The 23,007-nt window shown below is 62.5% G+C and carries 26 protein-coding genes, 1 pseudogene and 1 riboswitch; of the genes and pseudogenes, 13 read left to right on the top strand and 14 right to left on the bottom strand.

Going from position 1 to position 23,007, the window contains the following annotated elements; genetic code table 11:
• The first annotated feature begins 63 nt into the window (after positions 1-63).
• Positions 64-582, top strand: coding sequence for an acyloxyacyl hydrolase (locus tag H0I86_RS26040; RefSeq protein WP_007928361.1), 519 nt, complete (start codon positions 64-66; stop codon positions 580-582).
• A gap of 8 nt (positions 583-590) precedes the next feature.
• On the opposite strand, the gene H0I86_RS26035 is transcribed toward H0I86_RS26040, so the two are convergent.
• The 5 genes from H0I86_RS26035 to H0I86_RS26015 all read right to left on the bottom strand — a co-directional run bounded on the left by H0I86_RS26035 (position 591) and on the right by H0I86_RS26015 (position 5,624).
• Entirely contained in the window at positions 591-896 is a 306-nt protein-coding gene (locus H0I86_RS26035) for a YkgJ family cysteine cluster protein (RefSeq protein ID WP_009050783.1), read from the bottom strand.
• A 65-nt stretch (positions 897-961) separates the two neighbouring features.
• Complete coding sequence (phrB, locus tag H0I86_RS26030) at positions 962-2,407, bottom strand: deoxyribodipyrimidine photo-lyase (protein ID WP_180922688.1); 1,446 nt, start codon at positions 2,405-2,407, stop codon at positions 962-964.
• Positions 2,408-2,420: 13 nt separating this feature from the next.
• A complete protein-coding gene (locus H0I86_RS26025; RefSeq protein WP_180922687.1) occupies positions 2,421-3,359 on the bottom strand; it encodes a MerR family transcriptional regulator in 939 nt (312 codons plus the stop codon).
• Between the two features lie 3 nt (positions 3,360-3,362).
• On the bottom strand, positions 3,363-4,331 hold the full coding sequence (locus H0I86_RS26020) for a YbgA family protein (RefSeq protein WP_180922686.1): 969 nt from the start codon (positions 4,329-4,331) through the stop codon (positions 3,363-3,365).
• A 309-nt stretch (positions 4,332-4,640) separates the two neighbouring features.
• Positions 4,641-5,624: an NAD(P)/FAD-dependent oxidoreductase gene (locus H0I86_RS26015; RefSeq protein ID WP_180922685.1), complete on the bottom strand. Its 984-nt coding sequence runs from the start codon at positions 5,622-5,624 to the stop codon at positions 4,641-4,643.
• A 196-nt stretch (positions 5,625-5,820) separates the two neighbouring features.
• On the opposite strand from H0I86_RS26015, the gene H0I86_RS26010 reads away from it, so the two are divergent.
• Both H0I86_RS26010 and hemH read left to right on the top strand, forming a co-directional pair.
• Positions 5,821-6,723 carry a TIGR01777 family oxidoreductase gene (locus tag H0I86_RS26010; RefSeq protein WP_180922684.1) on the top strand — a complete coding sequence of 301 codons (903 nt, stop codon included), beginning with the start codon at positions 5,821-5,823 and terminating at the stop codon, positions 6,721-6,723.
• 13 nt (positions 6,724-6,736) lie between these two features.
• Positions 6,737-7,753, top strand: a complete 1,017-nt coding sequence (gene hemH / locus H0I86_RS26005; RefSeq protein ID WP_180922683.1) for a ferrochelatase — start codon at positions 6,737-6,739, stop codon at positions 7,751-7,753.
• Between the two features lie 131 nt (positions 7,754-7,884).
• On the opposite strand, the gene H0I86_RS26000 is transcribed toward hemH, so the two are convergent.
• Positions 7,885-9,159 (bottom strand): uracil-xanthine permease family protein, encoded by a 1,275-nt coding sequence (locus H0I86_RS26000; RefSeq protein WP_023967369.1) that lies wholly within the window; start codon positions 9,157-9,159, stop codon positions 7,885-7,887.
• 2 nt (positions 9,160-9,161) lie between these two features.
• Entirely contained in the window at positions 9,162-9,800 is a 639-nt protein-coding gene (gene upp, locus H0I86_RS25995) for a uracil phosphoribosyltransferase (RefSeq protein WP_007928379.1), read from the bottom strand.
• Between the two features lie 165 nt (positions 9,801-9,965).
• Here upp and H0I86_RS25990 point away from each other — a divergent pair, with 165 nt between their 5' ends.
• The 4 genes from H0I86_RS25990 to H0I86_RS25975 all read left to right on the top strand — a co-directional run bounded on the left by H0I86_RS25990 (position 9,966) and on the right by H0I86_RS25975 (position 11,927).
• Positions 9,966-10,523, top strand: coding sequence for a hypoxanthine-guanine phosphoribosyltransferase (locus tag H0I86_RS25990; protein WP_007928381.1), 558 nt, complete (start codon positions 9,966-9,968; stop codon positions 10,521-10,523).
• A gap of 3 nt (positions 10,524-10,526) precedes the next feature.
• Positions 10,527-11,000 carry a WbuC family cupin fold metalloprotein gene (locus H0I86_RS25985; protein ID WP_180922682.1) on the top strand — a complete coding sequence of 158 codons (474 nt, stop codon included), beginning with the start codon at positions 10,527-10,529 and terminating at the stop codon, positions 10,998-11,000.
• Positions 11,001-11,090: 90 nt separating this feature from the next.
• Positions 11,091-11,576 carry a hypothetical protein gene (locus H0I86_RS25980; protein ID WP_028683374.1) on the top strand — a complete coding sequence of 162 codons (486 nt, stop codon included), beginning with the start codon at positions 11,091-11,093 and terminating at the stop codon, positions 11,574-11,576.
• 63 nt (positions 11,577-11,639) lie between these two features.
• Complete coding sequence (locus H0I86_RS25975; protein WP_180922681.1) at positions 11,640-11,927, top strand: PA4642 family protein; 288 nt, start codon at positions 11,640-11,642, stop codon at positions 11,925-11,927.
• 91 nt (positions 11,928-12,018) lie between these two features.
• Here H0I86_RS25975 and mqo read toward each other — a convergent pair whose 3' ends face one another.
• Together mqo and H0I86_RS25965 are read right to left on the bottom strand one after the other, a co-directional pair.
• Positions 12,019-13,530 carry a malate dehydrogenase (quinone) gene (gene mqo, locus H0I86_RS25970; RefSeq protein ID WP_180922680.1) on the bottom strand — a complete coding sequence of 504 codons (1,512 nt, stop codon included), beginning with the start codon at positions 13,528-13,530 and terminating at the stop codon, positions 12,019-12,021.
• Between the two features lie 732 nt (positions 13,531-14,262).
• The gene (locus H0I86_RS25965; protein WP_180922679.1) at positions 14,263-14,496 is read right to left on the bottom strand and encodes a hypothetical protein; all 234 of its coding nucleotides are present in this window, start codon (positions 14,494-14,496) and stop codon (positions 14,263-14,265) included.
• A 206-nt stretch (positions 14,497-14,702) separates the two neighbouring features.
• Here H0I86_RS25965 and H0I86_RS25960 point away from each other — a divergent pair, with 206 nt between their 5' ends.
• A complete protein-coding gene (locus H0I86_RS25960) occupies positions 14,703-15,287 on the top strand; it encodes a YajG family lipoprotein (RefSeq protein WP_180922678.1) in 585 nt (194 codons plus the stop codon).
• A gap of 155 nt (positions 15,288-15,442) precedes the next feature.
• Here the strand turns inward: H0I86_RS25960 and H0I86_RS25955 are convergent, their stop codons facing one another.
• On the bottom strand, positions 15,443-15,649 hold the full coding sequence (locus tag H0I86_RS25955; RefSeq protein ID WP_009050770.1) for a hypothetical protein: 207 nt from the start codon (positions 15,647-15,649) through the stop codon (positions 15,443-15,445).
• Between the two features lie 187 nt (positions 15,650-15,836).
• Between H0I86_RS25955 and H0I86_RS25950 the strand changes: the two genes are divergently transcribed.
• Entirely contained in the window at positions 15,837-16,124 is a 288-nt protein-coding gene (locus H0I86_RS25950) for a hypothetical protein (protein ID WP_180922677.1), read from the top strand.
• Between the two features lie 73 nt (positions 16,125-16,197).
• Here H0I86_RS25950 and H0I86_RS25945 read toward each other — a convergent pair whose 3' ends face one another.
• Positions 16,198-17,367 carry a 1-acyl-sn-glycerol-3-phosphate acyltransferase gene (locus H0I86_RS25945; protein WP_180922676.1) on the bottom strand — a complete coding sequence of 390 codons (1,170 nt, stop codon included), beginning with the start codon at positions 17,365-17,367 and terminating at the stop codon, positions 16,198-16,200.
• Positions 17,368-17,507: 140 nt separating this feature from the next.
• Between H0I86_RS25945 and H0I86_RS25940 the strand changes: the two genes are divergently transcribed.
• The 3 genes from H0I86_RS25940 to H0I86_RS25930 are packed head-to-tail and all read left to right on the top strand — an operon-like array spanning position 17,508 to position 18,616.
• Positions 17,508-17,690: a CPXCG motif-containing cysteine-rich protein gene (locus tag H0I86_RS25940; protein WP_180922675.1), complete on the top strand. Its 183-nt coding sequence runs from the start codon at positions 17,508-17,510 to the stop codon at positions 17,688-17,690.
• 10 nt (positions 17,691-17,700) lie between these two features.
• Positions 17,701-17,961 (top strand): putative signal transducing protein, encoded by a 261-nt coding sequence (locus H0I86_RS25935; protein ID WP_124322243.1) that lies wholly within the window; start codon positions 17,701-17,703, stop codon positions 17,959-17,961.
• Between the two features lie 34 nt (positions 17,962-17,995).
• On the top strand, positions 17,996-18,616 hold the full coding sequence (locus H0I86_RS25930) for an SOS response-associated peptidase (RefSeq protein ID WP_180922674.1): 621 nt from the start codon (positions 17,996-17,998) through the stop codon (positions 18,614-18,616).
• A gap of 225 nt (positions 18,617-18,841) precedes the next feature.
• Here the strand turns inward: H0I86_RS25930 and H0I86_RS32600 are convergent, their stop codons facing one another.
• Entirely contained in the window at positions 18,842-19,546 is a 705-nt protein-coding gene (locus H0I86_RS32600) for a methyl-accepting chemotaxis protein (RefSeq protein ID WP_373369437.1), read from the bottom strand.
• A 198-nt stretch (positions 19,547-19,744) separates the two neighbouring features.
• Positions 19,745-19,804: pseudogene (locus tag H0I86_RS32595) on the bottom strand (hypothetical protein); the annotation flags it as partial.
• Positions 19,805-21,251: 1,447 nt separating this feature from the next.
• On the opposite strand from H0I86_RS32595, the gene H0I86_RS25920 reads away from it, so the two are divergent.
• Positions 21,252-22,067, top strand: coding sequence for a M48 family metallopeptidase (locus tag H0I86_RS25920; RefSeq protein WP_038575914.1), 816 nt, complete (start codon positions 21,252-21,254; stop codon positions 22,065-22,067).
• A 126-nt stretch (positions 22,068-22,193) separates the two neighbouring features.
• On the opposite strand, the gene H0I86_RS25915 is transcribed toward H0I86_RS25920, so the two are convergent.
• The gene (locus tag H0I86_RS25915; protein ID WP_009045541.1) at positions 22,194-22,778 is read right to left on the bottom strand and encodes a TMEM165/GDT1 family protein; all 585 of its coding nucleotides are present in this window, start codon (positions 22,776-22,778) and stop codon (positions 22,194-22,196) included.
• Positions 22,779-22,866: 88 nt separating this feature from the next.
• Positions 22,867-22,990: riboswitch (yybP-ykoY riboswitch) on the bottom strand.
• Positions 22,991-23,007: the final 17 nt, after the last annotated feature.

Genomic DNA, 23,007 nt, shown 5'->3' with positions numbered 1-23,007 from the left:
TCTATTAACGTGTCTGCAGAATCTGTACAACACCATACAAATCGTTTGAAAAGGATGTTCCTGATGAGACGAATGTTTTGTTTGGCTGCACTTGCAGCTGCGTTATTGGGACAAAGTTTTTCGGCACAGGCGGCCGGCGTCGAGTTTTCGGTGGGGCAGACCGGCGATTCGACCCAGACCTATCGCCTGGGCATGCAATTCGATTGGGACAAAAGCTGGCTGCAAAGCGATGTCGGTCGCCTGACCGGCTACTGGAGCGGCGCCTATACCTTCTGGGATGGCGACGAGAAGTCCAGCAACCACAGCCTGTCGTTCTCGCCGGTGCTGGTGTACGAATTTGCCGGGCAGAACATCAAGCCTTACATCGAGGCGGGGATCGGCGTGGCGGTGTTCGCCAACACCGAGGTGGAGGACAATAAGCTCGGTTCGGCGTTCCAGTTCGAGGACCGCTTCGGTTTCGGCCTGCGGTTCAACGGCGGGCATGAAGTCGGTCTCCGTGCCACGCACTATTCCAACGCCGGCATCGCGACGCCCAACGACGGTGTAGAGAGCTACTCGCTGCATTACACCATGCCGTTGTAAGACTCTTTTCAGCGATACGCCGTGGCGATGCCACGGCGTTCGTTGAGGCAGTCCACTTCCCCCATCTCGAACTCCCGGCAGATCAGCGGCCGTTGTTCGTAGATGCTGCACAGCATGCTGTTGCGATCCAGCGCGGCGCACCAGCCATCATCCAGCCGCAACATGACTTCGCCACCCCAATCGTCGGTGTCGATAAAACGTTCGGGCACCCCGGTTTCGGTGATCAGCATCACTTCCAGTTGGCAGCAGCAGGCCGCGCAGCTCGAGCAGGTGACCGCCGCTTCGGCGATCTGGGTGACGGGAATAGTGGTCATAGGCGCGCAGTGTAAGGCAGTGGCCGCAGGCTGTGTGAAACCACTGACGGACGCCTGCCGCGATCTTATTGCTGATACCCCTCGGCAACCCCCCGTGACGGCAGGTTCTTGAAGGCCGCCAGGGCGCGCTCGCGGGACATCGACAGATCGACCATCGGCGGCGGGTAATCGGCCACGCCGAACAGGCCGCCCATGGCGGCCGGGTTGTGGATATCTTTTTCATTCAGCCCCGCCAGCTCCGGCAGCCAGTGCTTGATGAAAGTCCCTTGGCTGTCGAACCTCTGTGACTGGCTCAACGGGTTGAAGATCCGGAAGTAGGGCGCCGAGTCGGTGCCGGTGGATGAACTCCACTGCCAGCCACCGTTGTTCGCCGCCAGGTCGCCGTCGATCAGGTGGCGCATGAAAAAACGCTCGCCCTGGCGCCAGTCGATCAGCAGGTTCTTGGTCAGGAACATCGCCACGATCATCCGCAGGCGGTTGTGCATCCAGCCGGTTTCCAGCAACTGGCGCATGGCCGCGTCGATGATCGGCAGGCCGGTGCGGGCCTGTTGCCAGGCCGCTAGCTCATCGGGGGCATCGCGCCAGGCCACGGCTTCGGTTTCCGGGCGGAAGGCCCGGTGCCGGGACACCCGTGGGTAGCCCACCAGGATGTGTTTGTAGAACTCGCGCCAGAGCAGTTCGTTGATCCAGGTGACGGCGCCGGGGCTGCCGCTGGCGAACTCGCCCCGGTTGTTTTGCAGGGCCGCGTGCAGGCACTGACGCGGCGACAGCACGCCGGCGGCGAGGTAGGGCGAAAGCTGGCTGGTGCCGGGCTTGGCCGGCAAGTCGCGCTCGGCCTGGTAGTGATCGAGCTGCGTTTCGGCAAAGTGCGCCAGGCGCTGTTGCGCCGCGGTTTCACCGGCTGGCCAGAGCGCCTGCAGGTGCGGGCCGGGTGTCGGGAACCCCTCGACCTGTCGGGGCAGCGCATCGGCCTTTGTCCTCAGCGCGGCTTGCGCCCTGGGAGCCGCCAGCTGTGGCGGCAGGGCGCTGTACAGCCGGTTGTAGCAGACCTTGCGAAACTGGCTGAAGACCTGGAAGTAGCCGCCGCTCCCGGTCAGCACACTGCCGGGCCGGAACAGCAACTGGTCGAGGTAACTGTGGAAGCTCACGCCCTGGCTCTTCAGCAGGCTGGCCACCGCCGTATCGCGGCGACTCTCGTGAATGCCGTATTCCTCGTTGACGTGCAGCGCCTCGATGGCCAGTTCCCGGCACAGTTGCAGCAGCACCTGGGGGGCCTGCTCCCAACTCGGCGCTTGGCGAATCAGCAGCGGGATGTTCAGCCGGACCAGGTCGCTGCTCAGTTGCTCCAGGTTGCGCAGCCAGAAGTCGACCTTGCACGGCGCATCGTCATGCGCCTGCCATTGCCGCGGGCTCAGCAGGTATACGGCCACAGTCGGCCCGCGCCGGATGGCGGCGCTCAGCGCGGTGTTGTCATGCAGGCGCAGGTCGCTGCGTAGCCAGATCAGTTGCATGGGAGTTCCTGCATTAGAGAAGTCCTAGCCCGGTCAGGGCCTGGTGCGCCGAGAGCGGGTCTGCGACGAGGTGCAGATTGGCAATCTGGTTGGTGCGGATCGCCAGTTCGGCGGGGTGGATGCTCACCGCGGGGCCGACGATGAATGCCGGGCGCTCGAGGCCGCCGAGCAGGCGTGGCAGTTGCCGCAGGTTGATCGACTGGCTCGCGTACAGCAGCACGCCCCGCGCTTTCAGGCGCTCGACGGCCAGGGCCAATTCACCGGGAGGCAGCGGCCAGTCGAAGACTGCCACCGGGCAGTCGCTATTGCTGATCAGCCAGGCGCAGAGCCACAGGTGCGGCTCCAGCGGCAGGTCCGAGTGATTGATCAGCAGCAGCGGGGCGCCTTGCAACTGGCGGTTGTTGTGATAGACCCGCACTGCGAATTTGCTGCGCAGCCAGGAATGGAAAAAAAACCGCTCCATCTGCATGCCGAAGCGGCCCTGCCAGCGCTGTTCGAGTTCGCCCAGCAGCGGTAGCAGCAGGTGCTCGCACAAGGTCCGCGGCGGGTAGAGCGCCATGGCCTGGTTGACGCTGTCGTCGACCTGGCACTCGGCCAGTTGGCTGATGGCCTGGATCAGGCTCTGGCGTTGCAGGTGCCAGTCGTTGCGGGTCGCTTCGCCGAGTGCCGGCTCGGCGTCCAGCAGGTGCTTGACCTGGCTGACCGCCACGCCGCGATTGAGCCAGGTCAGGATCTTCAGAATGCGTTGCACATGTTCGTTCGAAAACAGCCGGTGACCCTTGGCGGTACGCTGCGGCACGATCAACCCGTAACGACGTTCCCAGGCCCGCAGGGTGACGGCGTTGACCCCGGTCTGGCGGGTTACTTCGCGAATCGGCAACCAGCCTTGCCCATGGGCGCGATCGGATTCGCTGGCGGCTGCATCCGGGTCGTCGAACGTCGAATCGTTCATGGTTCAGAGCGCATTACGCAGGCTGAGAGTTTCCGGATGGGGCTGCAGGTACACCTGTTGCGCGATGTAGGGATCGGGATGCCGGCGCAGGTGATGCTTGAGCAGGGTCAGCGGCACGACCAGAGGCACGATGCCGTGGCGGTACTGGCCGATGAGGTGCTGCATTTCCTGTTTGTCTTCGCGGCTGATGGCTTGCTTGAGATAGCCGCTGATGTGTTGCAGTACGTTGCTGTGGGTACGGCGGGTGGCACACTTTTTCAGGGCCGCCATCAGCTGGCTGAAATAACGTGGGCCGATTTGCGCTGGATCGCTTTGGCCCATGCTGCCCAGCAGGGTGCCGAGGGCCTTGTATTGCTCCGGGTTGTGGGCCATCAGCAGGTATTTGTAGCGCGCGTGAAAATCGGTCAGGCGGCGATGGGTCAGGCCTTGCCTGAGCACGTCCTGCCAGGCGCTGTAGGCGAACACCCGGGTCAGGAAGTTTTCCCGCAGCACCGGATCATTGAGTCGGCCGTCTTCTTCCACCGGCAGGTCCGGATGGCGGCTGCAGAAAGCTGCGGCATGGATACCGCGCCCGCTGAGTTCGGCGGGGCGGCCCTGGTCCTGGTAGACCTTGACCCGCTCCAGGCCGCAGGACGGAGATTTCTGCATGAAGATGTAGCCACAGAGGCTGCCCAGTTCATCGGCCATGTGCTGGCCGTAATCCGTGAGGGCCTGGGTGACATCCATGGCCGGATTGATGCTGCCGACGGCCCGCGGTTGCCGCGGATCGCCCACCAGGCGGATCGGTTCGCGGGGTGTGCCCAGGCCGATGGCGACTTCCGGGCACAGTGGGACAAACTCGAAAAACTCAGCGAGGGCCTGGCTGCACAGGCGCGATTCCTTGTGCCCGCCGTTGTAGCGCACCGGCGCACCCAGCAGGCAGGCGCTGATGGCGATTCTCGGTTTGTCGGCCTGGGTCGGATTGTCGGGCATGTGCAGGGCTCCGGGTTTTCATGTACAGAAATAAGATTTTGTACAACTTTGCATCATCATAGGATCAAAGGTGTGCAAGTCAAATATTTTGTACAGCTTTGCCGCGCAGCCTTTCGGGTTACGTTCTGCTCATCTGTCGGTCGCTGGTCTGTAGCCGTTCGATTGCTGGATGGCTAACACAGGAAATTTTGCCGCGTGTTTTTCTTCATCTCGGAACAGTCCGATCAGCAGAAGTGTGTTCGAGTCTTGAGTGGAGGAGACAGGCTGCTGTCCAGGGCGACAGCAGCAATGTTACGCGGGGTGATGCGCTTACAGGTTTTCGTGCAACCGGCGGGCGGCCTCCTGCCCGCTGAGCCAGGCCCCTTCGACGCGACCGGACAGGCACCAGTCGCCGCACACATAGAGTCCCAGGTCGACATCCGCCAGGGCTCCCCATTCATGGCTGCTCGCTGGGCGGGCGTAGAGCCAGCGGTGGGCGAGGCTGAAGCTTGGGGCGGGCATGGCGCTGTGCAGCAGTTCGGCGAATGCGCCGTGCAGTTGTTCGATCACTGCTTCTTTCGGCAGGTCGATGTGCTGGCGGCTCCAGGTGCTGCTGGCGTGCAGGACCCAGGTGTCGAGGCTGTTGTCGCGCCCTGGCTTGCTGCGGTTGCGGGCCAGCCAGTCCAGCGGGCTGTCCTGTACGAAGCAGCCTTCCACCGGGGTTTCCAGCGCGGTCTCGAAAGCCAGGGCGACGGCCCAGGTCGGGTCCATCTTCACCCCGGCGGCGGCGCTCGCCAGTTTCGGCGCGGCGGCCAGCAGGGCCGTGGCCTGGGGGGCCGGCGTGGCGATGATCACGTGGCTGAACGGGCCGTGGGTGAAACCTTCGGCATCCTGCAGGTGCCAATGCCGTTCGCCGCGGTAGACCTCGGTGATGCGGCAGGCGAAATGCACCTCCGTTTCGCCCAGCAAGCCACGGGTAATAGCGCTCATGCGCGGGGTGCCGACCCAGCGGGTCTGTTCGTCCGGCGACGGGGTGAGTTGGCCGCCATGGAAGTTGTACAGCTGCGGCGCCCATTCGGCGGCCCAGCCATTGGCTTGCCAGCGCTGGACTTCGGTGACGAAGCGCCGGTCGCGAGCGGTGAAATATTGAGCGCCCATGTCCAGCGCGCCGGCGTCGCTGCGCTTGCTGGACATACGCCCGCCGCTGCCGCGGCTTTTATCGAAGAGTTGCACGACATGCCCGGCGTCTCTCAGCGCCTGGGTGGCGGAGAGTCCGGCGATGCCGGTACCGATGATTGCGATGGGTACGGTCATAGGGGCCTCGTTTACCTTTCTGTGCAGACTACGCCGTCGTTAAAATCTGTACAATTTTGTTTTTTGGTATAACTTTCGGCGTTATCGGTTTTACAGGGTGTCCTATTGTTAAACACAGAGCCTGCCCGATTGAAAAGATCCCTGCTTATAAAAATAGACTAGTGATCCGGGTAAAACGCCACGCGAGGAAGATGTCATGCACATATTGCTGACCGGCGGTACTGGTTTGATAGGACGTCAACTCTGCCGTCACTGGCTGACCCAGGGCCATCAGTTGACCGTATGGAGTCGTCGGCCTGCCGCGGTGCCCAAACTGTGCGGCACTCAGGTCCGCGGCATTGCCCGCCTGGACGAACTCGCGGAGGAGCCGGTCGACGCCATCATCAACCTGGCGGGAGCGCCGATCGCCGACCGGCCCTGGACCCACAAGCGCAAGGCGCTGCTCTGGAGCAGCCGCATTACCCTGACGGAAAAGCTCCTGGCCTGGCTGGAAAGCCGCGGGCAGAAACCCGGGTTGTTGATCTCCGGGTCGGCGGTGGGCTGGTACGGCGATGGCGGGGAGCGCGAGCTGAACGAGGACTCGCCCCCGGTCAGTGAGGACTTCGCCAGCCAGTTGTGCATCGCCTGGGAGGAGACCGCACAACGTGCCGAGGCCATGGGCGTGCGGGTGGTGCTGATTCGCACGGGCCTGGTGCTGGCGGCCGAGGGCGGCTTTTTGTCGCGCTTGCTGCTGCCCTTCAAACTGGCCCTGGGCGGGCCGATCGGCAACGGTCGGCAGTGGATGCCGTGGATTCATATCAAGGATCAAATCGCCCTGATTGATTTTCTTCTGCACCGCAGTGATGCCAGCGGTCCTTATAATGCCTGCGCGCCGAAGCCGGTGCGCAATCGCGAGTTCGCCAAGACCCTGGGCAGCGTCTTGCACCGGCCGGCGGTAGTGCCGGTGCCGGCCTTTGTCTTGCGCGTCGGCCTGGGGGAATTGTCGTTGTTGTTGCTGGGTGGTCAGCGCGCGGTCCCTGCGCGGTTGTTGGCCGCCGGATTCACTTTCCAGTTCACTGATTTGCGCGCGGCCCTGGACGACCTGTCCAGCCGCCTCTGAAATAGGACGTTGCATGACCGATCACGCGTTGCTCCTGGTCAACCTGGGTTCGCCGGCCTCCACCTCGGTGGCGGATGTGCGCAGCTACCTCAATCAATTCCTGATGGACCCTTACGTGATCGATCTGCCGTGGCCGGTCCGGCGTCTGCTGGTGTCGCTGATTCTGATCAAGCGTCCGGAGCAGTCGGCCCATGCCTACGCCTCGATCTGGTGGGAGCAGGGTTCGCCGCTGGTGGTGCTCAGCCGCCGTTTGCAGGAAACCATGACGAGTGAGTGGAAGCACGGCCCGGTGGAACTGGCGATGCGTTATGGCGAGCCGTCCATCGAGTCGGCATTGGTGCGTCTGGTGGCCCAGGGGCAGAAGAAAATCACCCTGGCGCCGCTCTATCCACAATTTGCCGACAGCACCGTGACCACGGTGGTGGAAGAGGCCCGGCGGGTGATCCGGGACAAGAAGCTGGATGTGCAGCTTTCGGTGCTGCAACCGTTTTACGATCAGCCGGAGTACCTCGACGCGCTGGTGGCCAGTGCCAGGCCGCACTTGCAACAGGACTTCGATCATTTGCTGTTGAGTTTCCATGGCTTGCCCGAACGGCACCTGAAAAAGCTCAATCCCGGCCACAGCCTGGACGGCGATTGCTGCCGCGACGCGACCCCCGAGGTGGCCGCCACCTGTTACCGCGGCCAGTGCCTGAACACGGCCCGGGCATTCGCCGAGCGCATGGGGCTGGCGGACGGCAAGTGGTCGGTGTCGTTCCAGTCCCGTCTGGGACGTGCCAAATGGATCGAGCCCTATACCGAGGCGCGGCTGGATGAATTGGCCCGACAGGGGGTGAAGAAGATCCTGGTGATGTGCCCGGCGTTCGTCGCCGACTGCATCGAGACCCTGGAAGAGATCGGCGATCGCGGTCGCGAGCAGTTCCGCGAAGCGGGAGGGGAGGAGTTGGTGCTGGTGCCATGCCTGAACGACGACCCGCAATGGGCCAAGGCATTGAACGCCTTGTGCGAGCGCGCGCCTTTGGCGTTGTAACGCAACCCTGTAGCCGCTGCCGAAGGCTGCGATCGGCAGCGCAGCGGCCGTGCTCTTGCTATCGCGGGAAGGCTCTTCGAGCCTTATCGTCCGAACGTGGCCCGAACCTGCGGCAGCGGCTACAGAGATCCTCAGATCAGCGGCTCGTCAGCCCTCTTGTTCTTCCAGCTATCGTTGCCCGGCAGGATCAGGTTCAGCGCAATCGCGACGATGGCGCACAGGGCGATCCCTTTCAGGCCGAAGTCGTCCGGTCCGGTACCGGTACCGATCAGTACCCCGCCAATCCCGAACACCAGGGTCACCGAGACGATCACCAGGTTGCGGGCTTCGCCCAGGTCGATCTTGTGACGGATCAGGGTGTTCATGCCCACTGCCGCGATCGAACCGAACAACAGGCAGAGAATCCCGCCCATCACCGGTACCGGAATGCTTTGCAGCAGTGCGCCGAACTTGCCGATGAACGCCAGGCTGATGGCGAAGATCGCCGCCCAGGTCATGATTTTCGGGTTGTAGTTCTTGGTCAGCATTACCGCGCCAGTCACTTCGGCGTAGGTGGTATTGGGCGGACCGCCGAACAGGCCGGCGGCGGTGGTGGCGATACCGTCACCGAACAAGGTGCGATGCAGGCCGGGCTTCTTCAGGTAGTCGCGACCGGTCACGCTGCCGACTGCGATCACCCCACCGATGTGCTCGATGGCGGGGGCCAGGGCCACGGGGACGATGAACAGGATCGCCTGCCAGTTGAACTCTGGCGCGGTGAAGTGCGGCAGGGCCAGCCAGGGCGCCGCGGCGATCTTCGCGGTATCGACCACGCCGAAGTAAAAGGACAGGGCAAAGCCCACCAGCACCCCGGAGATGATCGGCACCAGGCGGAAGATGCCTTTGCCGAACACTGCGACAATCAGGGTGGTGAGCAGCGCCGGCATCGAGATCATCATCGCCGTCTGGTAATGAATCAGTTCGCTGCCGTCGCCGGCCTTGCCCATCGCCATGTTGGCGGCGATCGGGGCCATGGCCAGGCCGATGGAAATGATCACCGGGCCGATTACCACCGGTGGCAGCAGCCGGTCGATGAAACCGGTGCCCTTGATCTTCACCGCCAGGCCCAGGAAGGTATAAACGAAACCGGCCGCCATCACGCCGCCCATGGTCGCGGCCAGGCCGAACTGGCCCTTGGCGAGAATGATCGGGGTGATGAAGGCAAAGCTGGAGGCCAGGAATACCGGTACCTGGCGCCCGGTCACGAGCTGGAACAACAGAGTCCCGAGACCCGCCGTGAACAGCGCCACGTTGGGGTCGAGACCGGTAATCAGCGGCATCAACACCAACGCGCCAAAGGCCACGAAGAGCATCTGCGCGCCAGACAGCACCTGGCGCCAGAGCGGATCGTTGAACTCATCCCGCATGCTCAGGCGTCCTTCTGCTTGGTGCCGAAGATCTTGTCGCCGGCATCGCCCAGGCCCGGGATGATGTAGCCGTGCTCGTTGAGTTTCTGATCGATGGAAGCGGTGTAGATGGTCACGTCCGGGTGAGCTTTCTCGACGGCTTCGATGCCTTCGGGAGCGGCGACCAGCACCATGGCGCGGATGTCCTTGCAGCCGGCCTTTTTCAACAGGTCGATGGTCGCGACCATGGAGCTGCCGGTGGCGAGCATCGGGTCGATGATCATGGCCAGGCGTTCGTCGATTTCCGGAACCAGTTTTTCCAGGTAAGTGTGCGCCTGCAGGGTTTCCTCGTTGCGGGCCACGCCCACGGCGCTGACCTTGGCGCCCGGGATCAGGCTGAGCACGCCTTCGAGCATGCCGATACCGGCGCGCAGGATAGGCACCACGGTAATCTTCTTGCCGGCGATCTTCTCGACCTGGACAGGGCCGCACCAACCTGGAATCTCATAGGATTCGAGCGGCAGGTCTTTGGTGGCTTCGTACGTCAGCAGGGCACCGACTTCCTGAGCGAGCTCGCGGAAGTTCTTCGTGCTAATGTCGGCGCGGCGCATAAGGCCAAGTTTGTGTCGGATCAGCGGATGGCGGATCTCACGGATGGGCATAGGGAAAGGCTCCGGCGGCGGGCAAAAAAAACGGCCTAGATTAATCTATCCGGGGGTGTTGTCCTATAGACATCTAAGTACGTTAGTCCAGAAACGCTTGATTCGACCGGGCCGGATGCGTACCTTTGCTCGCTTTTCCGAAACTGCCACCCCCTGGAGAGCGCCATGTCCGCTGATCTCGAGCATATCCGTCAAATCATGCGCGAGGCTGACTGCCTGTACACCGAAGCTGAGGTCGAGGCGGCCATTGCCCGAGTCGGTGCACAAATCAATGAACAACTGGCGGAACGCAATCCGGTGGTTTTCTGCGTGATGAACGGTGGCCTGATCTTCTCCGGCAAGCTGCTGACCCACCTCAAATTCCCGCTGGAAGCTTCCTACCTGCACGCCACCCGCTATCGCAACGAAACCAGCGGCGGCGAGCTGTTCTGGAAATCCAAGCCGGAAGTGTCCTTCATCGACCGTGATGTGCTGATCATCGACGACATCCTCGACGAAGGTCATACCCTGGGCGCGATCATCGACTTCTGCAAACACGCCGGTGCCCGCGCGGTGCACACCGCCGTGCTGATCGACAAGGACCACGACCGCAAGGCCCGTCCCGACCTGAAAGCCGATTACGTTGGCCTGCCATGCGTGGACCGCTACATCTTCGGTTACGGCATGGACTACAAGGGTTACTGGCGCAACGCTGCCGGCATCTTTGCCGTCAAGGGCATGTAAATCATGAACGGGCCGAGCTTTCTGGATCAGTCGCTGTTTGCCGAACTGGCCGAAAAAGCCTCGGCCAGCCCCCGTGGTCGCCACCATCACAACTTCCATCAGATGCAAGAGCCTTGTCACCGCATGGCGGTGGGGCTGCAGCCATCCACCTACATCCCGCCCCATCGCCACCTGAGCGACGACAAGGCCGAGACCCTGCTGGTGCTCAAGGGGCGCCTGGGCCTGCTGGTTTTCGACGATGCCGGTCAGGTGCTGGGCAAGCGTGTGCTGCAGGCGGGTGGGGATTGCATGGGCGTCGACCTGCCGGTCGGCGTCTACCACGGCCTGGTGGTGCTTGAGCCCGATAGCCTGATGTTCGAATGCAAGGCCGGGCCTTATCGTCCGGTCGGCGAAGGTGAGCTGGCTGCTTGGGCGCCCCGCGAAGGTGAGTCGGGCGTGGCCGAGTACCAGGCCTGGATGCGCGCCCAGTTCGACTGAGCGCCATCCTCGCGCTTGAGCTGTAGCCGCGCCTGCAAAAATCTGCGCTGACCCATGCTAGAGTGCCAGGCCTTGTGTCCGGAGCCTGTCATGAGCCTTTTGATTCGCAGTTGCGCGGCCTTTGTTCTGATCCTGAGCCTGCCCCTGGCCGCCGCCCCGGCGCCCATGCACGCGCAGTTCCTGCCCCCCGATGACCTGACCCTGCGTGATGCCGCTCCCGAGCAGCAACAGTTGTTGCAGGTCACTGAGTACTCGGTGGTCATCGGCAGCCAGCGCCAATCCAACCAGCAACCGATCCCGGTGACCTCGCCGCTGCTGGTCCGCCTCAAGGGCAAGCCGCTGAACAAGGGCGCGACCATCAGCCAGGTGCTGGTGAATTTCGACGGCGAGAGCAAAAGCCTGAAAAAACCGCAGTTCGACGACAAGACCAAGACCCTCACCCTGTTCTACCCGCTGGCCCAGTATCGGGTGGTGATGGACCTGCTGCGCAACGACACGGTGTATTGCCAGTTCCTCAGCTATGCCAACGGCCACATCTGGGCCGACCTGCACACCGGCGCGGTACGCTCGCGTTGAGGCCCGACGCGGCCTGGGGGTAAACTGCCTGCCCCGTGAAATGTCTGCGAGCTGGAGTCGGCAATGCGTAAAGATAAGAAACAAGTGATTGGTGACGAGATCGGCGATGCGCAGATCAAACTGTTCCTCGATTTCGAGCCGGCCGACGCCACTTCGCCGTCCCTGCACAAGCTGATCAAGGCCTATCGTGGCCTGCGTATCGACGATTTCGAGCGTTTCCTGGTGTTCTTCGTCGAGGCCGGCTACGACCTGGACGGCAAGGACGAACACGGCAGGGACTTCGTGGCCCTGATCCAGGACCAGCGCAATGCCGCCGATTACATCGAACTGATCGAAAAAGCCCGCGGCTGAAAGCGCGTCGCCCCGGAAGTGGTTGTCTTTAAAGCAGCCATAAAAAACGCCCCGTTCTTCAAGAGAGCGGGGCGTTTTTCATGGGCGCGGCTTAAGCGTAGCTTTCGGCTTCGCTGCTCTGCTCGACCAGCTCCAGGCTGACGTTGTTCTCGCTGTTGATCTTGCGATACAGCGCTGCGTCGGTTTCCAGGGCCTTTTCACGGGCCGGGAAGATTTCCTTGAGCTTGCTGGCCCACTCGCCAGCCGCCTTGGCCGGGAAGCAGCGCTCGATCAGTTCGAGCATGATCGAGACGGTCACCGAAGCGCCTGGCGAAGCGCCAAGCAGGGCAGCGAGAGAGCCGTCCTTGGCTGCGACCAGCTCGGTGCCGAACTGCAGCACGCCGCCTTTCTTCGGATCTTTCTTGATGATCTGCACCCGCTGGCCGGCCACTTCCAGGCGCCAGTCTTCGGCCTTGGCTTCAGGGTAGAAGCGACGCAGGGATTCCAGGCGCTGCTCCATGGACTGCATCACTTCGCTGACCAGGTACTTGGTCAGGTCCATGTTGTCGCGAGCCACCGCCAGCATCGGGCCGATGTTGCCGGCGCGAACCGACATCGGCAGGTCCATGAAAGAACCGTGCTTGAGGAACTTGGTGGTGAAGCCGGCGTAAGGTCCGAACAGCAGGGACTTCTTGCCATCGACCACACGGGTGTCCAGGTGCGGCACGGACATTGGTGGCGAACCCACGGCCGCCTGGCTGTAGACCTTGGCCTGGTGCCGCTTGACCACTTCCGGGTTGTCGCAACGCAGCCACTGGCCGCTGACCGGGAAGCCACCGAAGCCTTTGCTCTCCTCGATGCCCGAAGCCTGCAGCAGCGGCAGCGCCGCGCCGCCGGCGCCGAGGAACACGAACTTGGCATCGACGTCGCGGCTGTTGCCGCTGTTGACGTCCTTGATGCTCACGGTCCAGCCGTTGTCCTTGTTGCGTTTCAGACCGGTCACGCGCTTGCAGTACTTGACCTGGGCATCGGGTGCGCTGGTCAAGTGCTTGAGCAACTGGTTGGTCAGGGCGCCGAAGTTGACGTCGGTACCATTGATCACGCGGGTGGCGGCGATGACTTCGTCAGCCGGGCGGCCTGGCATCATCAGCGGCATCCACTCGGCCATCTTGGCCTTGTCCTCGGTGTATTCCATGTCCGCGAAAGCGTGGTGCTTGCTCAGCACTTCATAGCGCTTCTTCAGGAAGGACACGCCGCTCTCGCCCTGGACGAAGCTCAGGTGCGGCACCGGGCTGATAAAGGACTTGGACGAGCCGAAGGTGCCTTTCTTGGTCAGGTAGGACCAGAACTGCTTTGACACCTCGAACTGGGTGTTGATGTGCACGGCTTTCTTGATATCGATAGAACCGTCGGCGGCCTGTGGCGTGTAGTTCAGCTCACAAAGGCCGGCATGGCCGGTACCGGCGTTGTTCCACGGGTTGGAACTTTCCGCGGCACCCGAATCCATCAGCTCGACGACTTCCAGCTTGATCGCGGGGTCGAGTTCTTTGAGCAGTACAGCGAGGGTGGCACTCATGATGCCGGCCCCAACCAATACGACGTCTACTGCTTCGTTATGCGCCATTAACGCGTCTCCAAAATCTGCAGCACCAAATTGACGGCATAGCTGCCAGGAGTAGGGGGCGGTTCACGTTATGCCCCAGGTCACTCATGGCCAGGATCGCCATGTCCGAATCTTCGCAATTTTTCGCAACTTCGACGGACGCTACCAACCAGGCCTGATCCGCGTATGAACGCATTTCAGGGCAGGGCGGGCAATTCGACTTATGGTCAAGAGTCCGTTTGTGCAACCAAATCCGTAGCGGACAGGCTTCAAGCGCAAGTATCTGAGGCGTGCTCGGTCCTGTGTAATCGGGCTGTTGTAGACGCTAATGGTGCCAGTACAGACGCAAAACTATTCATTTGCTCGCCACACTCTTGTGAAGTTGTGAAAACCCGTTTTTTCACGCTCTTTTGAAGACGTGAACCTCAAAAAAGGGCTGTCCAAGCCTGGCACCGGCCCGAGGGGTGAATGCCGACATGGAACACGTGGCATTAACGGGCGAACAGCTCAGTGGCCGAGCAATGGCAGCTCTGCAGATGCGCGAAAAGCGGTGGTTTGCAGGATGAACAGCAAGCACGCCGGCTTCACTCGATCTGTGTGGGCGGCTCTCTGTGGGCAATGCGGGGGAGCTGATGCTGATGCATCAGCGATGCTGCGAGGCCCGATCAGGAGACGTCCTTATAATCGGGGGGAGATTGTAACGAAGAAACGCGCAGAAATGATCCTGTTTAATGACTTTTATTAGGCTTTTGGTCAGGTAGCCATCATCGGTTGCACCCGGGCGCGGGCAACGCGTGGGCTGACACGGGCGCTGGCGGGGAGCGGCTGGTGCAACCAGTTGAGACGGATTTCCTCGATTTCCACCCAGCCATCGCCCATTGGCGGCACTTTGCAGTGCTTGAACGCCTGGCACCGGCCCTGTGGGTCGAGCTTGGCGAAGCTGCGGTATTTCTGGCGCGGAGCGAACAAGGACCAGAGGAAATGCATGGCGATGTACCTGTTGGGCAGTTGCGATGAAGAATGCCGCCCGGGCGTTACATGGCCATGTAACGCTCGTGACGGGGAGGTTACAGCAAGCGCCTGGTACCGAACCTGTATGAGAGCTGACTGACTCGCGCCGGGCCGCTGGTTAGCGGCCGCAGACCCCCGCTATACTGCGCGCCTGTCTGTGCCTGATTTCTGGAGAAATGAGCATGTTGCAACGCCTGTTGTTCGGTTTGATCACTGTGACCAGTTTGACGCTGGCTGGTTGCGCCCATAGCCCGCAACAACTCAGCCCGGAACCGAAGCTCACCACTCAGCTCGCGCCGGTCGGCCATGGCCAGCCGGTGGTGGTGAAAGTGGTCGACGGCCGTCCGTCGCCGACCCTGGGTACCCGTGGCGGGCTTTACCCTGAAACCAGCGCGATTACCGTCCAGGGCGCGCAGATCCTGCCGAAGCTGCAGGCCCAGACCGAAGCCGCGGTACGCCTGCTGGGCTTTACCCCGACCGCCAACGCGCTGAACGCTCCGCAACTGACCGTGACCCTGGTCGAGCTGAAGTATCAGTCGCCCAAGGAAGGCCTGTACGTGACTGAGGCTACCATCGGCGCGACCTTCCGCTCCGATGTGCAGAACGCCAACCGCCGCTACAGCGGTCGTTACGGCGCGTCCCTGGACCAGCGTTTCGGCATGGCGCCGAACCAGGAAACCAATACCAAGCTGGTCAGCGACGTACTCAGCGATGCCTTGACCCGGCTGTTCAAGGACCCGAGCATCGGCCAGATCCTCGGCGAATGATGTGAGCCTGTAGCCGCTGCCGCAGGCTCGGGTCGCGTTCGGACGATAAGGCCCGAAAGGCCTTGCTTGACGCCTTGAGCTCCGTACACAAAAAAGCCCGGTTCCATTGGACACCGGGCTTTTTTATTTCCTGTTGATTCCTGTCAGGCCAGAAGTCACGCCGCCTCGACGTAAAAATCCAGCACGCTGACCCCTGTCAGCAGATCGGTTTCCGGCAGGTCGGCATGCTGGTGCCCGCCGAGGGCGCAATACACCAGCCAGTGGCGGTCCTGGACGTTGAAGGCCAGGCCACCGACCAAGGCTTCCTGTTCGTCGCTGGGGGCGATCAGGTAGAGGCGATCCTGGTTTTCTGCGTGCAGCATGACAAGCTCCGTGTCGGTTTCGAGGGGCGCCAGACTGGCCTGTTTGTATGACGAACGTATGACAGGGTGAATTAACCGGCCAGCGGGTTGTTGTCTGTCGGAAAACCCAGGCAGAAAGTGGGCCTTTGGGTAAAATCCGCGCCGCGAGCCGCCAGGGCTCGTTATCCGGTTTCATTCGAGGTTCGTGATGTCGCTGCAACTGATCTGGTCGCTGTTCAGCGCCCACCCCGCCAAGCTGATCAATATTCTTGCCTTGCTGTTCGCCTTTCCCGGTAGCTGGTTGTTGCACGCCACCCGACGTCGCGAACAGCGCGCGCTGGCCAATCTGGCCGCCCGGGGCCAATCCCGCTCCCAGGAGATGCCGGCGCAGGGGCTGGACGATGCGACCTTGCGCATGAACCGGTTCTTCTACCGCTTCGGTTTTGCCTGCCTGGGGCTGGCGTTGCTGGTGTCCTGGATCAGCACGCGGTTCTGACCGATTCGCGATTACCCTACAGTGCACAAACGACAACGGCGCCTTCTGGCGCCGTTGTCGTGTGCGGGGAGCGTTATGGCAAGGCCAGTCCCGCCTTGACCCGATACTGATTGCGCACCGGCGTCGCATATTGCAGCACCAGGTACGGGCGATGTTCCTCCGGGCAGGCGTCCAGGCGCCGTTGCCACTCTTCCTGGGCCTTGGCCAATTCGTCCGCCGGGAACACCTGGGCCGCGCTCGGAACCTGCAGCTCCGGATCGGCCTCGCTCCACTGGGCGTAGGCCAGGTAGTGCACCGGGAACAGGCGGTAACCGCCGAGGATCTGCCGGTCCATCTCCACCGCCAATTGCTTGGTGTCCTCGAACAACTCGCTGATCGGCGCGGCGAAGTTCACGTGGACCCGACCTTTATAGCCGGTGATGCCCTTGGCGATGCTGATGTCGTCCTCGCCCGGAGCCTTGGTATAGCTGCCGGTGGTGGCGCGGATGTACAGCTCGCGGGCCTTGGCCTGATCGCAAGGATCGTATTCGTAGCTGATCGACACCGGGGTCAGGTTCAGCGACTGGATGACCTCGCCGAACGGCTCGTCCTTGCGGCTCATGTGGAACATCTTGAGGATCGCCGACTCGGTACGGTCGTCGCCGTCCTTGGCCCGGCCTTCGGCCTGGGCGATCCAGATCGACGCGCAATCGTTGCGGATCGAGTGGTTGATGTAGGCCGACAGCAGCTGGTAGGCGGCCATCTTTTCCCGGCGACCGGTGATCGAACGGTGCACGATGAAGCTCTTGTTCAGGCGCATCAGGTCGCTGACGAAGGGCTTCTGCAGCAGGTTGTCGCCGATGGCGATGCGCGGGGTCGGCAATCCGGCGTGGTACACCGCGTAATTGACGAAGGCCGGGTCCATCACGATGTCGCGGTGGTTGGCGATGAACAGGTAGGCGCTGCCGGACTTGAATTGCTCGACACCGGTGTAGGTCACGCCGTCGGTGGCCCGCTCGATGGTGTGGTCGACGTAGAACTCGACCTTGTCCTGCAGGGTCGCCACCGAAGTGACCGCGGCGAACTCACGACGCAGCCGATGAGCTATAAGGGGTTTGAGCAGCCAGCCGAAAGCGCCGGCAAAGCGCGGGAAGCGGAAGTGGGTGAGGATATCTAGAAACGCCTTGTCGCCGAGCAGTCGAGCCAGCACCGCTGGTACTTCACTGTCGTCGTAAGGTCGGATGGCATCGAATTCGCCCATCATGCTCTCTTGTTGGAAACGGCTAGGTAAGAAAAAGGTTTGGATCGAAAAATAGCCGGGCGCGGTCTGAAAAGTAAGCTCAGATCTCAATAGCCCTGCAAATAGACCGGCGATTATACGCACAAGTCACTCCGGAGGCCGCGATGCTGGAAACCGAGCACTATCAATGTCCCTACTGCGGTGAAGAGGCCGAGGCCGTGCTGGACCTGTCCGGCGGCGATCAGCAGTACATCGAGGATTGTCCGGTCTGTTGCCGGCCCATTGTGTTCAGCCTGCAGACCGACGGTCAGGAATGGATGCTCGAGGTGCGCAGCGAAAACGAGTGACGGGGGTTATATGCAGCGAATCTACGAACCGGAAAACCTGCTGGAAGGGGAATTGCTCCAGGGCATGCTGGCCAGCGAGGGGATCGAGGCGCATCTGGTGGGGCGGGATTTGCTCGGCGGTACCGGGGAGTTGCCAATGTTCGGCCTGCTCGGGCTGGCGGTGGATAACGACCAGGCGCAATACGCCCGGGAGCTGATCGCCGCGTACAATGCCGCGCTGCCAATGCCCGGCGACGAGCCGGCCAATCATGCCGGCGTGCTGATCTGTTAGGCTGGCCGCCGATTTTCCGAGAGTTGTTTGCCCCATGTGTGGACGTTATGCCCTGTTTCGCTGGAACCAAGCGTTTGCCGCCTTGCCCGGATTTCCCGCGGATCAGCAGGCGCAGTGGAATATTTCGCCCAACGATTCGGTGCTGATCCTGCGCAGCAGCGACGGCCAGCGCAATCTCGCCCGCGCTCGCTGGGGCCTGACGCCGCCCTGGCTGACCGATCTGTCGCGCACCCCGGCCCATGCGCGTGCCGAAACCCTGGCCGAACAGCCGATGTTCCGTGAAGCCTTTCGCCAGCGCCGCTGCCTGCTGCCGGCCAACGGTTTTTACGAATGGCGCGGCGGCACCCGTAAACGCCCGTACTGGCTGACGCCAGGGGAGGGCTCGTCGCTGTTCTTCGCGGCGATCTGGGAAGCCTATCCGGTGCAGGAACAGGTCTGGCTGAGCACCGCGGTGGTCACCCAGCCGGCGGCCAGTCAGCGTCGGCCATTGATCCTCGATGCCCGGGGCCAGGAAGCCTGGCTCGACCCCGAGACGCCATTGCCGGTGCTGCAGGCCTTGCTGGCCAGCCCACCGGCCGCCTTGCGCGAGCGGGTGCTGGCCAACCTGGTGAACGATCCCAAGCTCAATGCCCCGGAATGCCTGACCCCGGGTTGACGCCATCCCTGTGGCTCCAATCCGGAATCGTGTGGCCTGAATCAGCGAGCACTTCGCACGGAGTGCCGCCCAGCTCGATCGTAGCCTGCGGCAGCGGCTACAGAGTCCGTGCCGGGCTCTTGAGTCGCGCCGCAATCCCTGTAGCCGCTGCCGAAGGCTGCGCAAGGTCCGCAGGACCTTGAGCGTTCGTACGGGCCACGCCGCTTTGCGGCCGGTCGCAGTGGCTTACACCTTGAACTGATTGATCAGGCGCCGCTGCTGCTCGGCCAGCTTGGTCAGGCCGGCGCTGGCCGCGCTGGACTCGTCGGCGCCGCTCGCCACTTCGTTGGCCACCTGGCCGATATTGATCACGTTGCGGTTGATGTCCTCGGCGACGGCGCTCTGCTCTTCGGCGGCGCTGGCGATCTGGGTGTTCATGTCGTTGATCACCGACACCGCCTGAGTGATGGTTTCCAGGGCCTCGGCCGCTTTCGTCGCGTGCTGCACGCTTGCGTCGGTGCGGTTCTGGCTGTCTTCCATGACTCGCACCACATCGCGGGTGCCTTGCTGCAGCTGCTGGATCATCGACTGGATTTCTTCGGTCGCCTGCTGGGTCTTCTGCGCCAGGTTGCGCACTTCGTCGGCCACCACGGCAAAGCCGCGGCCTTGTTCGCCGGCGCGGGCGGCTTCGATGGCGGCGTTGAGGGCCAACAGGTTGGTCTGCTCGGCGATACCGCGAATGGCGATCAGGATCGCGTTGATGTTCTCGCTGTCCTTGGCCAGGGTCTGCACGACGCCCACCGCCCTGCCGATTTCCACGGCCAGGGCGCCAATGGCGGTCGAGGTGTCGCGCACGATCCGCATGCCCTGGCTGGCGGCCTGGTCGGCATGGTTGGCGGCTTGCGCGGCCTGGGTCGCGTTACGGGCCACGTCCTGGGCGGTGGCGGTCATCTCGTGCACCGCGGTGGCCACCTGGTCGATCTCGGCCATTTGCTTGTGCACGCCCTGGTTGGTGCGAATGGCGATATCGGCGGTGTGTTCGGAGGAGTCGCTGACGCTCTGCACCGAGGTCACCACCTGGCTGATCATCGCCTGCAGCTTGGCCAGGAAGGTATTGAAGCCCTTGGCGATCGAGCCCAGTTCGTCGGCGCGGTCGCTGCTCAGGCGGCGGGTCAGGTCACCTTCGCCCTGGGCGATATCGTCGAGCATGGCCACCATCTGCTTGAGCGGACGGGCAATGCCGTGGCCCACCAGCCAGATCACCAGCAGGCCGAGGCCGGCGATGATCAGGCCGACCATGGCCATGCCGAAGGTGTCGGCCTGGCGCTGTTCGGCCAGGTCGTTCTGCAGTTTCTGCAGGTCGGCCATGACGGCGTCCAGCGGCAGTTGCAGCATCAGGGTCCAGCGGGCGTCGGTCTGACCAATACCGAACGGCAGGTACAGCTCGATCCGCCCGTTGGCCTGATCGACGTTGTAGTTCACTGCGCCGCGCTTGAGGTTGCCCAGCTTGGCGACTTCTTCGCTGTCGAGAATGTCGCTGACCTTTTCGCCGAACTTGCTCGGGTCCTTGGTGTAGGCCACCAGCCGGCCATTGCCACCGATCAGGGCCATTTCGCCCACGCCGTTGTAGAGCTTCTGGTTGGCGCCCAGGAGCATGTCCTGGATGAAGTTCACCGACAGGTCGGCGCCGACGATGCCCTGGAAGGTCCCGTCGAGCAGGATGGGTTGAATAAAGGAGGCGAGCATGACGATCTTGTCGCCGACCTTGTACGGCGCCGGATCGATCACGCAGGATTTCTTGCTTTCCTTGGAGCACAGGTAGTACTCGCTGGCGCGTACGCCGGTGGACAGGACTTTCTGGTCGTCCACGTCCACCAGTTTGTCCAGGCCCAGGCTGCCGTCTTCGTTGCGGAACCACCACGGCAGGAAACGCCCGTTGCTGGCATCGATACCTACCACCTTGGTGTCGACATAGGCGCTGTCGTTATGGTCGATGGCGTTCTTTTCCCAGCCTATATAAGCACCGAGAATCTTCGGATTCTGCGCGACGTTTTCCTTGATCAGGCTGATCAGCTGTTCGCGGGCGAGATTGAGCTGTGGATTGCCATCCGCGCCCTTGCTGCCGATCAGCGCGTTGACCCGCACCAGCCCGCCGGCGATCAGCAGGGGCGCCTCGAGTTCACGCTGGATCTGGCTGACCTGGGTCTGTGCCAGCCCGACCAGCCGCTGTTCGATGACTTGCTCGAATTGAGCCTGGGTTCGCTGCTGCACCATCTCCTGGGTCCGGGCGCCGGCGAACAGAGCGTACAGCACCAAGGCAACGACCACGCTGAGGACGATGGCACCGGCCAGGGCGGCCACGGAAAACTGGATCGACTTGAATTTCATAAGGGCTCCGGACGCAGGAATGACGTCTGCCCCGCTGTATCGGCAAGGCCCCCGCCGACCATGAGCGAGGATCGGAAAAATGGCTGTCTTGTAGGCTGGCATGTCGCAAATTGGCAGCTGCCGGCCGTTGTCGGGCGCGGAGGGGAAGGTTCTGTGAATTTTTTCCTACGGCGCCGTATCTGAAAACAGCGTGCTACACGTCCGTTGTATCTGGCGTCGATACACAACTGGGCCTAGGATACGCGCCATGTTTTCAGGGAGCGTTTTCATGAGCAAGAAACAGGTTTTGGGTGCACTGGCTGCCGCGTTGCTGCTGTCGGGTTGCCAGTCGGTCAACACCACCAGCGGTGGCGCTGTCGGCGTCGATCGCAAGCAGTACATGTTCAGCATGCTGTCGAGCGATGAGGTCAACCAGTCCTACGCGCAGTCCTATCAGCAGAAGATCGGCGAAGCGAGCAGCAAGAACGTGCTGGACAAGTCCAGCGCCAATGCCAAACGCATCCAGGCGATCGCCAACCGGCTGATTGCCCAGGCCCCGGTTTTCCGCCCGGATTCCGCGCAGTGGAACTGGGAAGTCAACCTGATCAAGAGCGATGAGCTCAACGCCAACTGCGGCCCTGGCGGCAAGATCATTTTCTACAGCGGCCTGATCGACAAGCTGCAACTGACCGACGATGAAATCGCCGCGGTCATGGGCCATGAAATCGCCCACGCCTTGCGCGAGCACGGTCGTGAAGCGATGTCCAAGGCCTACGGTGTCAGCGCGCTGAAGCAGATCGCCCTGATCGCCGGCGCGCCGCAGGAAGCGGTCGCCGTGGGCGACAACGGGGTCAATCTGTTGATGACTCTGCCCAACAGCCGCGGCAATGAAAACGAAGCCGACCTGATCGGCCTGGAACTGGCGGCCCGCGCCGGATACAACCCGAACGCGGCCATTACCTTGTGGAACAAGATGAGCAAGGCTTCGGAAGGTGCGCCACCCGAGTTCCTCAGTACTCACCCGGCGTCCGGCAGTCGTATTTCCTCGTTGGAAGCGGCGATTCCGAAGGTGATGCCGTTGTACCAGCAGGCCAAGAGGCCCTGATCGTCTGGCGTCGTTGTTGACGACAGTGCCGTGAACAAGCCGGCCCCCTGCAAAAAAAGCCCCGACCGGTTCGGGGCTTTTTTGTGCTCGCAGGTTTGCCTGGAGGCATGACTGCTGATGGTGCGCTTACAACCAGCCGCTGCTTTGCATGGCCTTGTACACCGCGACAATGGCCAGGATGAAGAACGCCGAGGCCGCGAGGCGACGGATCAGGGTCAGGGGCAGTTTCTCCGCCGCGAAGTTGCCGGCCAGTACCACCGGGACGTTGGCGATCAGCATGCCGGCGGTGGTGCCGATGATCACCAGCCACAGTTCCGGGTATTGCGCCGCGAGCATGACGGTGGCGATCTGGGTCTTGTCGCCGATTTCAGCGAGGAAGAACGCGATCAGCGTGGTCAGGAAGGGGCCGAACTTGCGGGCGGTGCTGGCTTCGTCGTCGTCCATCTTGTCTGGCACCAGGGTCCAGAGCGCGGTCGCGGTAAAGCTCGCGGCGAGGATCCAGTGCAAGGTCGCATCCGAGAAGAAGCTGCCGAACCAGGCGCCTACCGCACCGGCTGCCGCATGGTTGGCCAGGGTCGCGGCGACGATGCCGGCGATGATCGGCCAGGGTTTGCGAAAGCGCGCGGCGAGAATGAGGGCAAGCAGTTGCGTCTTGTCGCCGATTTCGGCCAAGGCAACGATCGCTGTGGGAACCAGTAGAGAATCCAGCATCAGGGCATTCCTAAGGGGCGGGTCGACACGGCTATGACACGTACAGCCTTCCCGCCCCGGGTAAGGTGTGCGTGCCATAGGTCTTGTCAAACCCAGCGGTCCGTCTGTGCGGACTCTTGGGTCGCATGCGCCATGATCTGAAGATCAAGTATGTTGACGCATGCCGGGCGAGCGTGGCGCTCGCGGGAGACTACTCCCCTAGGACGGAGCGGATTCTGCCTAGGCAGAA

Source organism: Pseudomonas chlororaphis subsp. aurantiaca (assembly GCF_013466605.1).
In the GTDB taxonomy this organism is placed as follows: Bacteria; Pseudomonadota; Gammaproteobacteria; order Pseudomonadales; family Pseudomonadaceae; genus Aquipseudomonas; species Aquipseudomonas chlororaphis_I.
This window is presented reverse-complemented; position numbering and strand designations above follow the sequence as displayed.

Coding starts and splice junctions, on each gene's coding strand:
- upp (WP_007928379.1), bottom strand. CDS start 9,800: ATGCCCATCCGTGAGATCCGCCATCCGCTGATCCGACACAAACTTGGC.
- H0I86_RS25945 (WP_180922676.1), bottom strand. CDS start 17,367: ATGATGGGCGAATTCGATGCCATCCGACCTTACGACGACAGTGAAGTA.
- mqo (WP_180922680.1), bottom strand. CDS start 13,530: ATGGCGCATAACGAAGCAGTAGACGTCGTATTGGTTGGGGCCGGCATC.
- H0I86_RS25980 (WP_028683374.1), top strand. CDS start 11,091: ATGAGCCTTTTGATTCGCAGTTGCGCGGCCTTTGTTCTGATCCTGAGC.
- H0I86_RS26040 (WP_007928361.1), top strand. CDS start 64: ATGAGACGAATGTTTTGTTTGGCTGCACTTGCAGCTGCGTTATTGGGA.
- H0I86_RS32600 (WP_373369437.1), bottom strand. CDS start 19,546: ATGACCGCCACCGCCCAGGACGTGGCCCGTAACGCGACCCAGGCCGCG.
- H0I86_RS26000 (WP_023967369.1), bottom strand. CDS start 9,159: ATGCGGGATGAGTTCAACGATCCGCTCTGGCGCCAGGTGCTGTCTGGC.
- H0I86_RS26020 (WP_180922686.1), bottom strand. CDS start 4,331: ATGCCCGACAATCCGACCCAGGCCGACAAACCGAGAATCGCCATCAGC.
- H0I86_RS26010 (WP_180922684.1), top strand. CDS start 5,821: ATGCACATATTGCTGACCGGCGGTACTGGTTTGATAGGACGTCAACTC.
- H0I86_RS25940 (WP_180922675.1), top strand. CDS start 17,508: ATGCTGGAAACCGAGCACTATCAATGTCCCTACTGCGGTGAAGAGGCC.
- hemH (WP_180922683.1), top strand. CDS start 6,737: ATGACCGATCACGCGTTGCTCCTGGTCAACCTGGGTTCGCCGGCCTCC.
- H0I86_RS26015 (WP_180922685.1), bottom strand. CDS start 5,624: ATGACCGTACCCATCGCAATCATCGGTACCGGCATCGCCGGACTCTCC.
- H0I86_RS25950 (WP_180922677.1), top strand. CDS start 15,837: ATGTCGCTGCAACTGATCTGGTCGCTGTTCAGCGCCCACCCCGCCAAG.
- H0I86_RS25915 (WP_009045541.1), bottom strand. CDS start 22,778: ATGCTGGATTCTCTACTGGTTCCCACAGCGATCGTTGCCTTGGCCGAA.
- H0I86_RS25975 (WP_180922681.1), top strand. CDS start 11,640: ATGCGTAAAGATAAGAAACAAGTGATTGGTGACGAGATCGGCGATGCG.
- H0I86_RS25935 (WP_124322243.1), top strand. CDS start 17,701: ATGCAGCGAATCTACGAACCGGAAAACCTGCTGGAAGGGGAATTGCTC.
- H0I86_RS26035 (WP_009050783.1), bottom strand. CDS start 896: ATGACCACTATTCCCGTCACCCAGATCGCCGAAGCGGCGGTCACCTGC.
- H0I86_RS25930 (WP_180922674.1), top strand. CDS start 17,996: ATGTGTGGACGTTATGCCCTGTTTCGCTGGAACCAAGCGTTTGCCGCC.
- H0I86_RS25920 (WP_038575914.1), top strand. CDS start 21,252: ATGAGCAAGAAACAGGTTTTGGGTGCACTGGCTGCCGCGTTGCTGCTG.
- H0I86_RS26025 (WP_180922687.1), bottom strand. CDS start 3,359: ATGAACGATTCGACGTTCGACGACCCGGATGCAGCCGCCAGCGAATCC.
- H0I86_RS25965 (WP_180922679.1), bottom strand. CDS start 14,496: ATGCATTTCCTCTGGTCCTTGTTCGCTCCGCGCCAGAAATACCGCAGC.
- H0I86_RS25955 (WP_009050770.1), bottom strand. CDS start 15,649: ATGCTGCACGCAGAAAACCAGGATCGCCTCTACCTGATCGCCCCCAGC.
- H0I86_RS25985 (WP_180922682.1), top strand. CDS start 10,527: ATGAACGGGCCGAGCTTTCTGGATCAGTCGCTGTTTGCCGAACTGGCC.
- phrB (WP_180922688.1), bottom strand. CDS start 2,407: ATGCAACTGATCTGGCTACGCAGCGACCTGCGCCTGCATGACAACACC.
- H0I86_RS25960 (WP_180922678.1), top strand. CDS start 14,703: ATGTTGCAACGCCTGTTGTTCGGTTTGATCACTGTGACCAGTTTGACG.
- H0I86_RS25990 (WP_007928381.1), top strand. CDS start 9,966: ATGTCCGCTGATCTCGAGCATATCCGTCAAATCATGCGCGAGGCTGAC.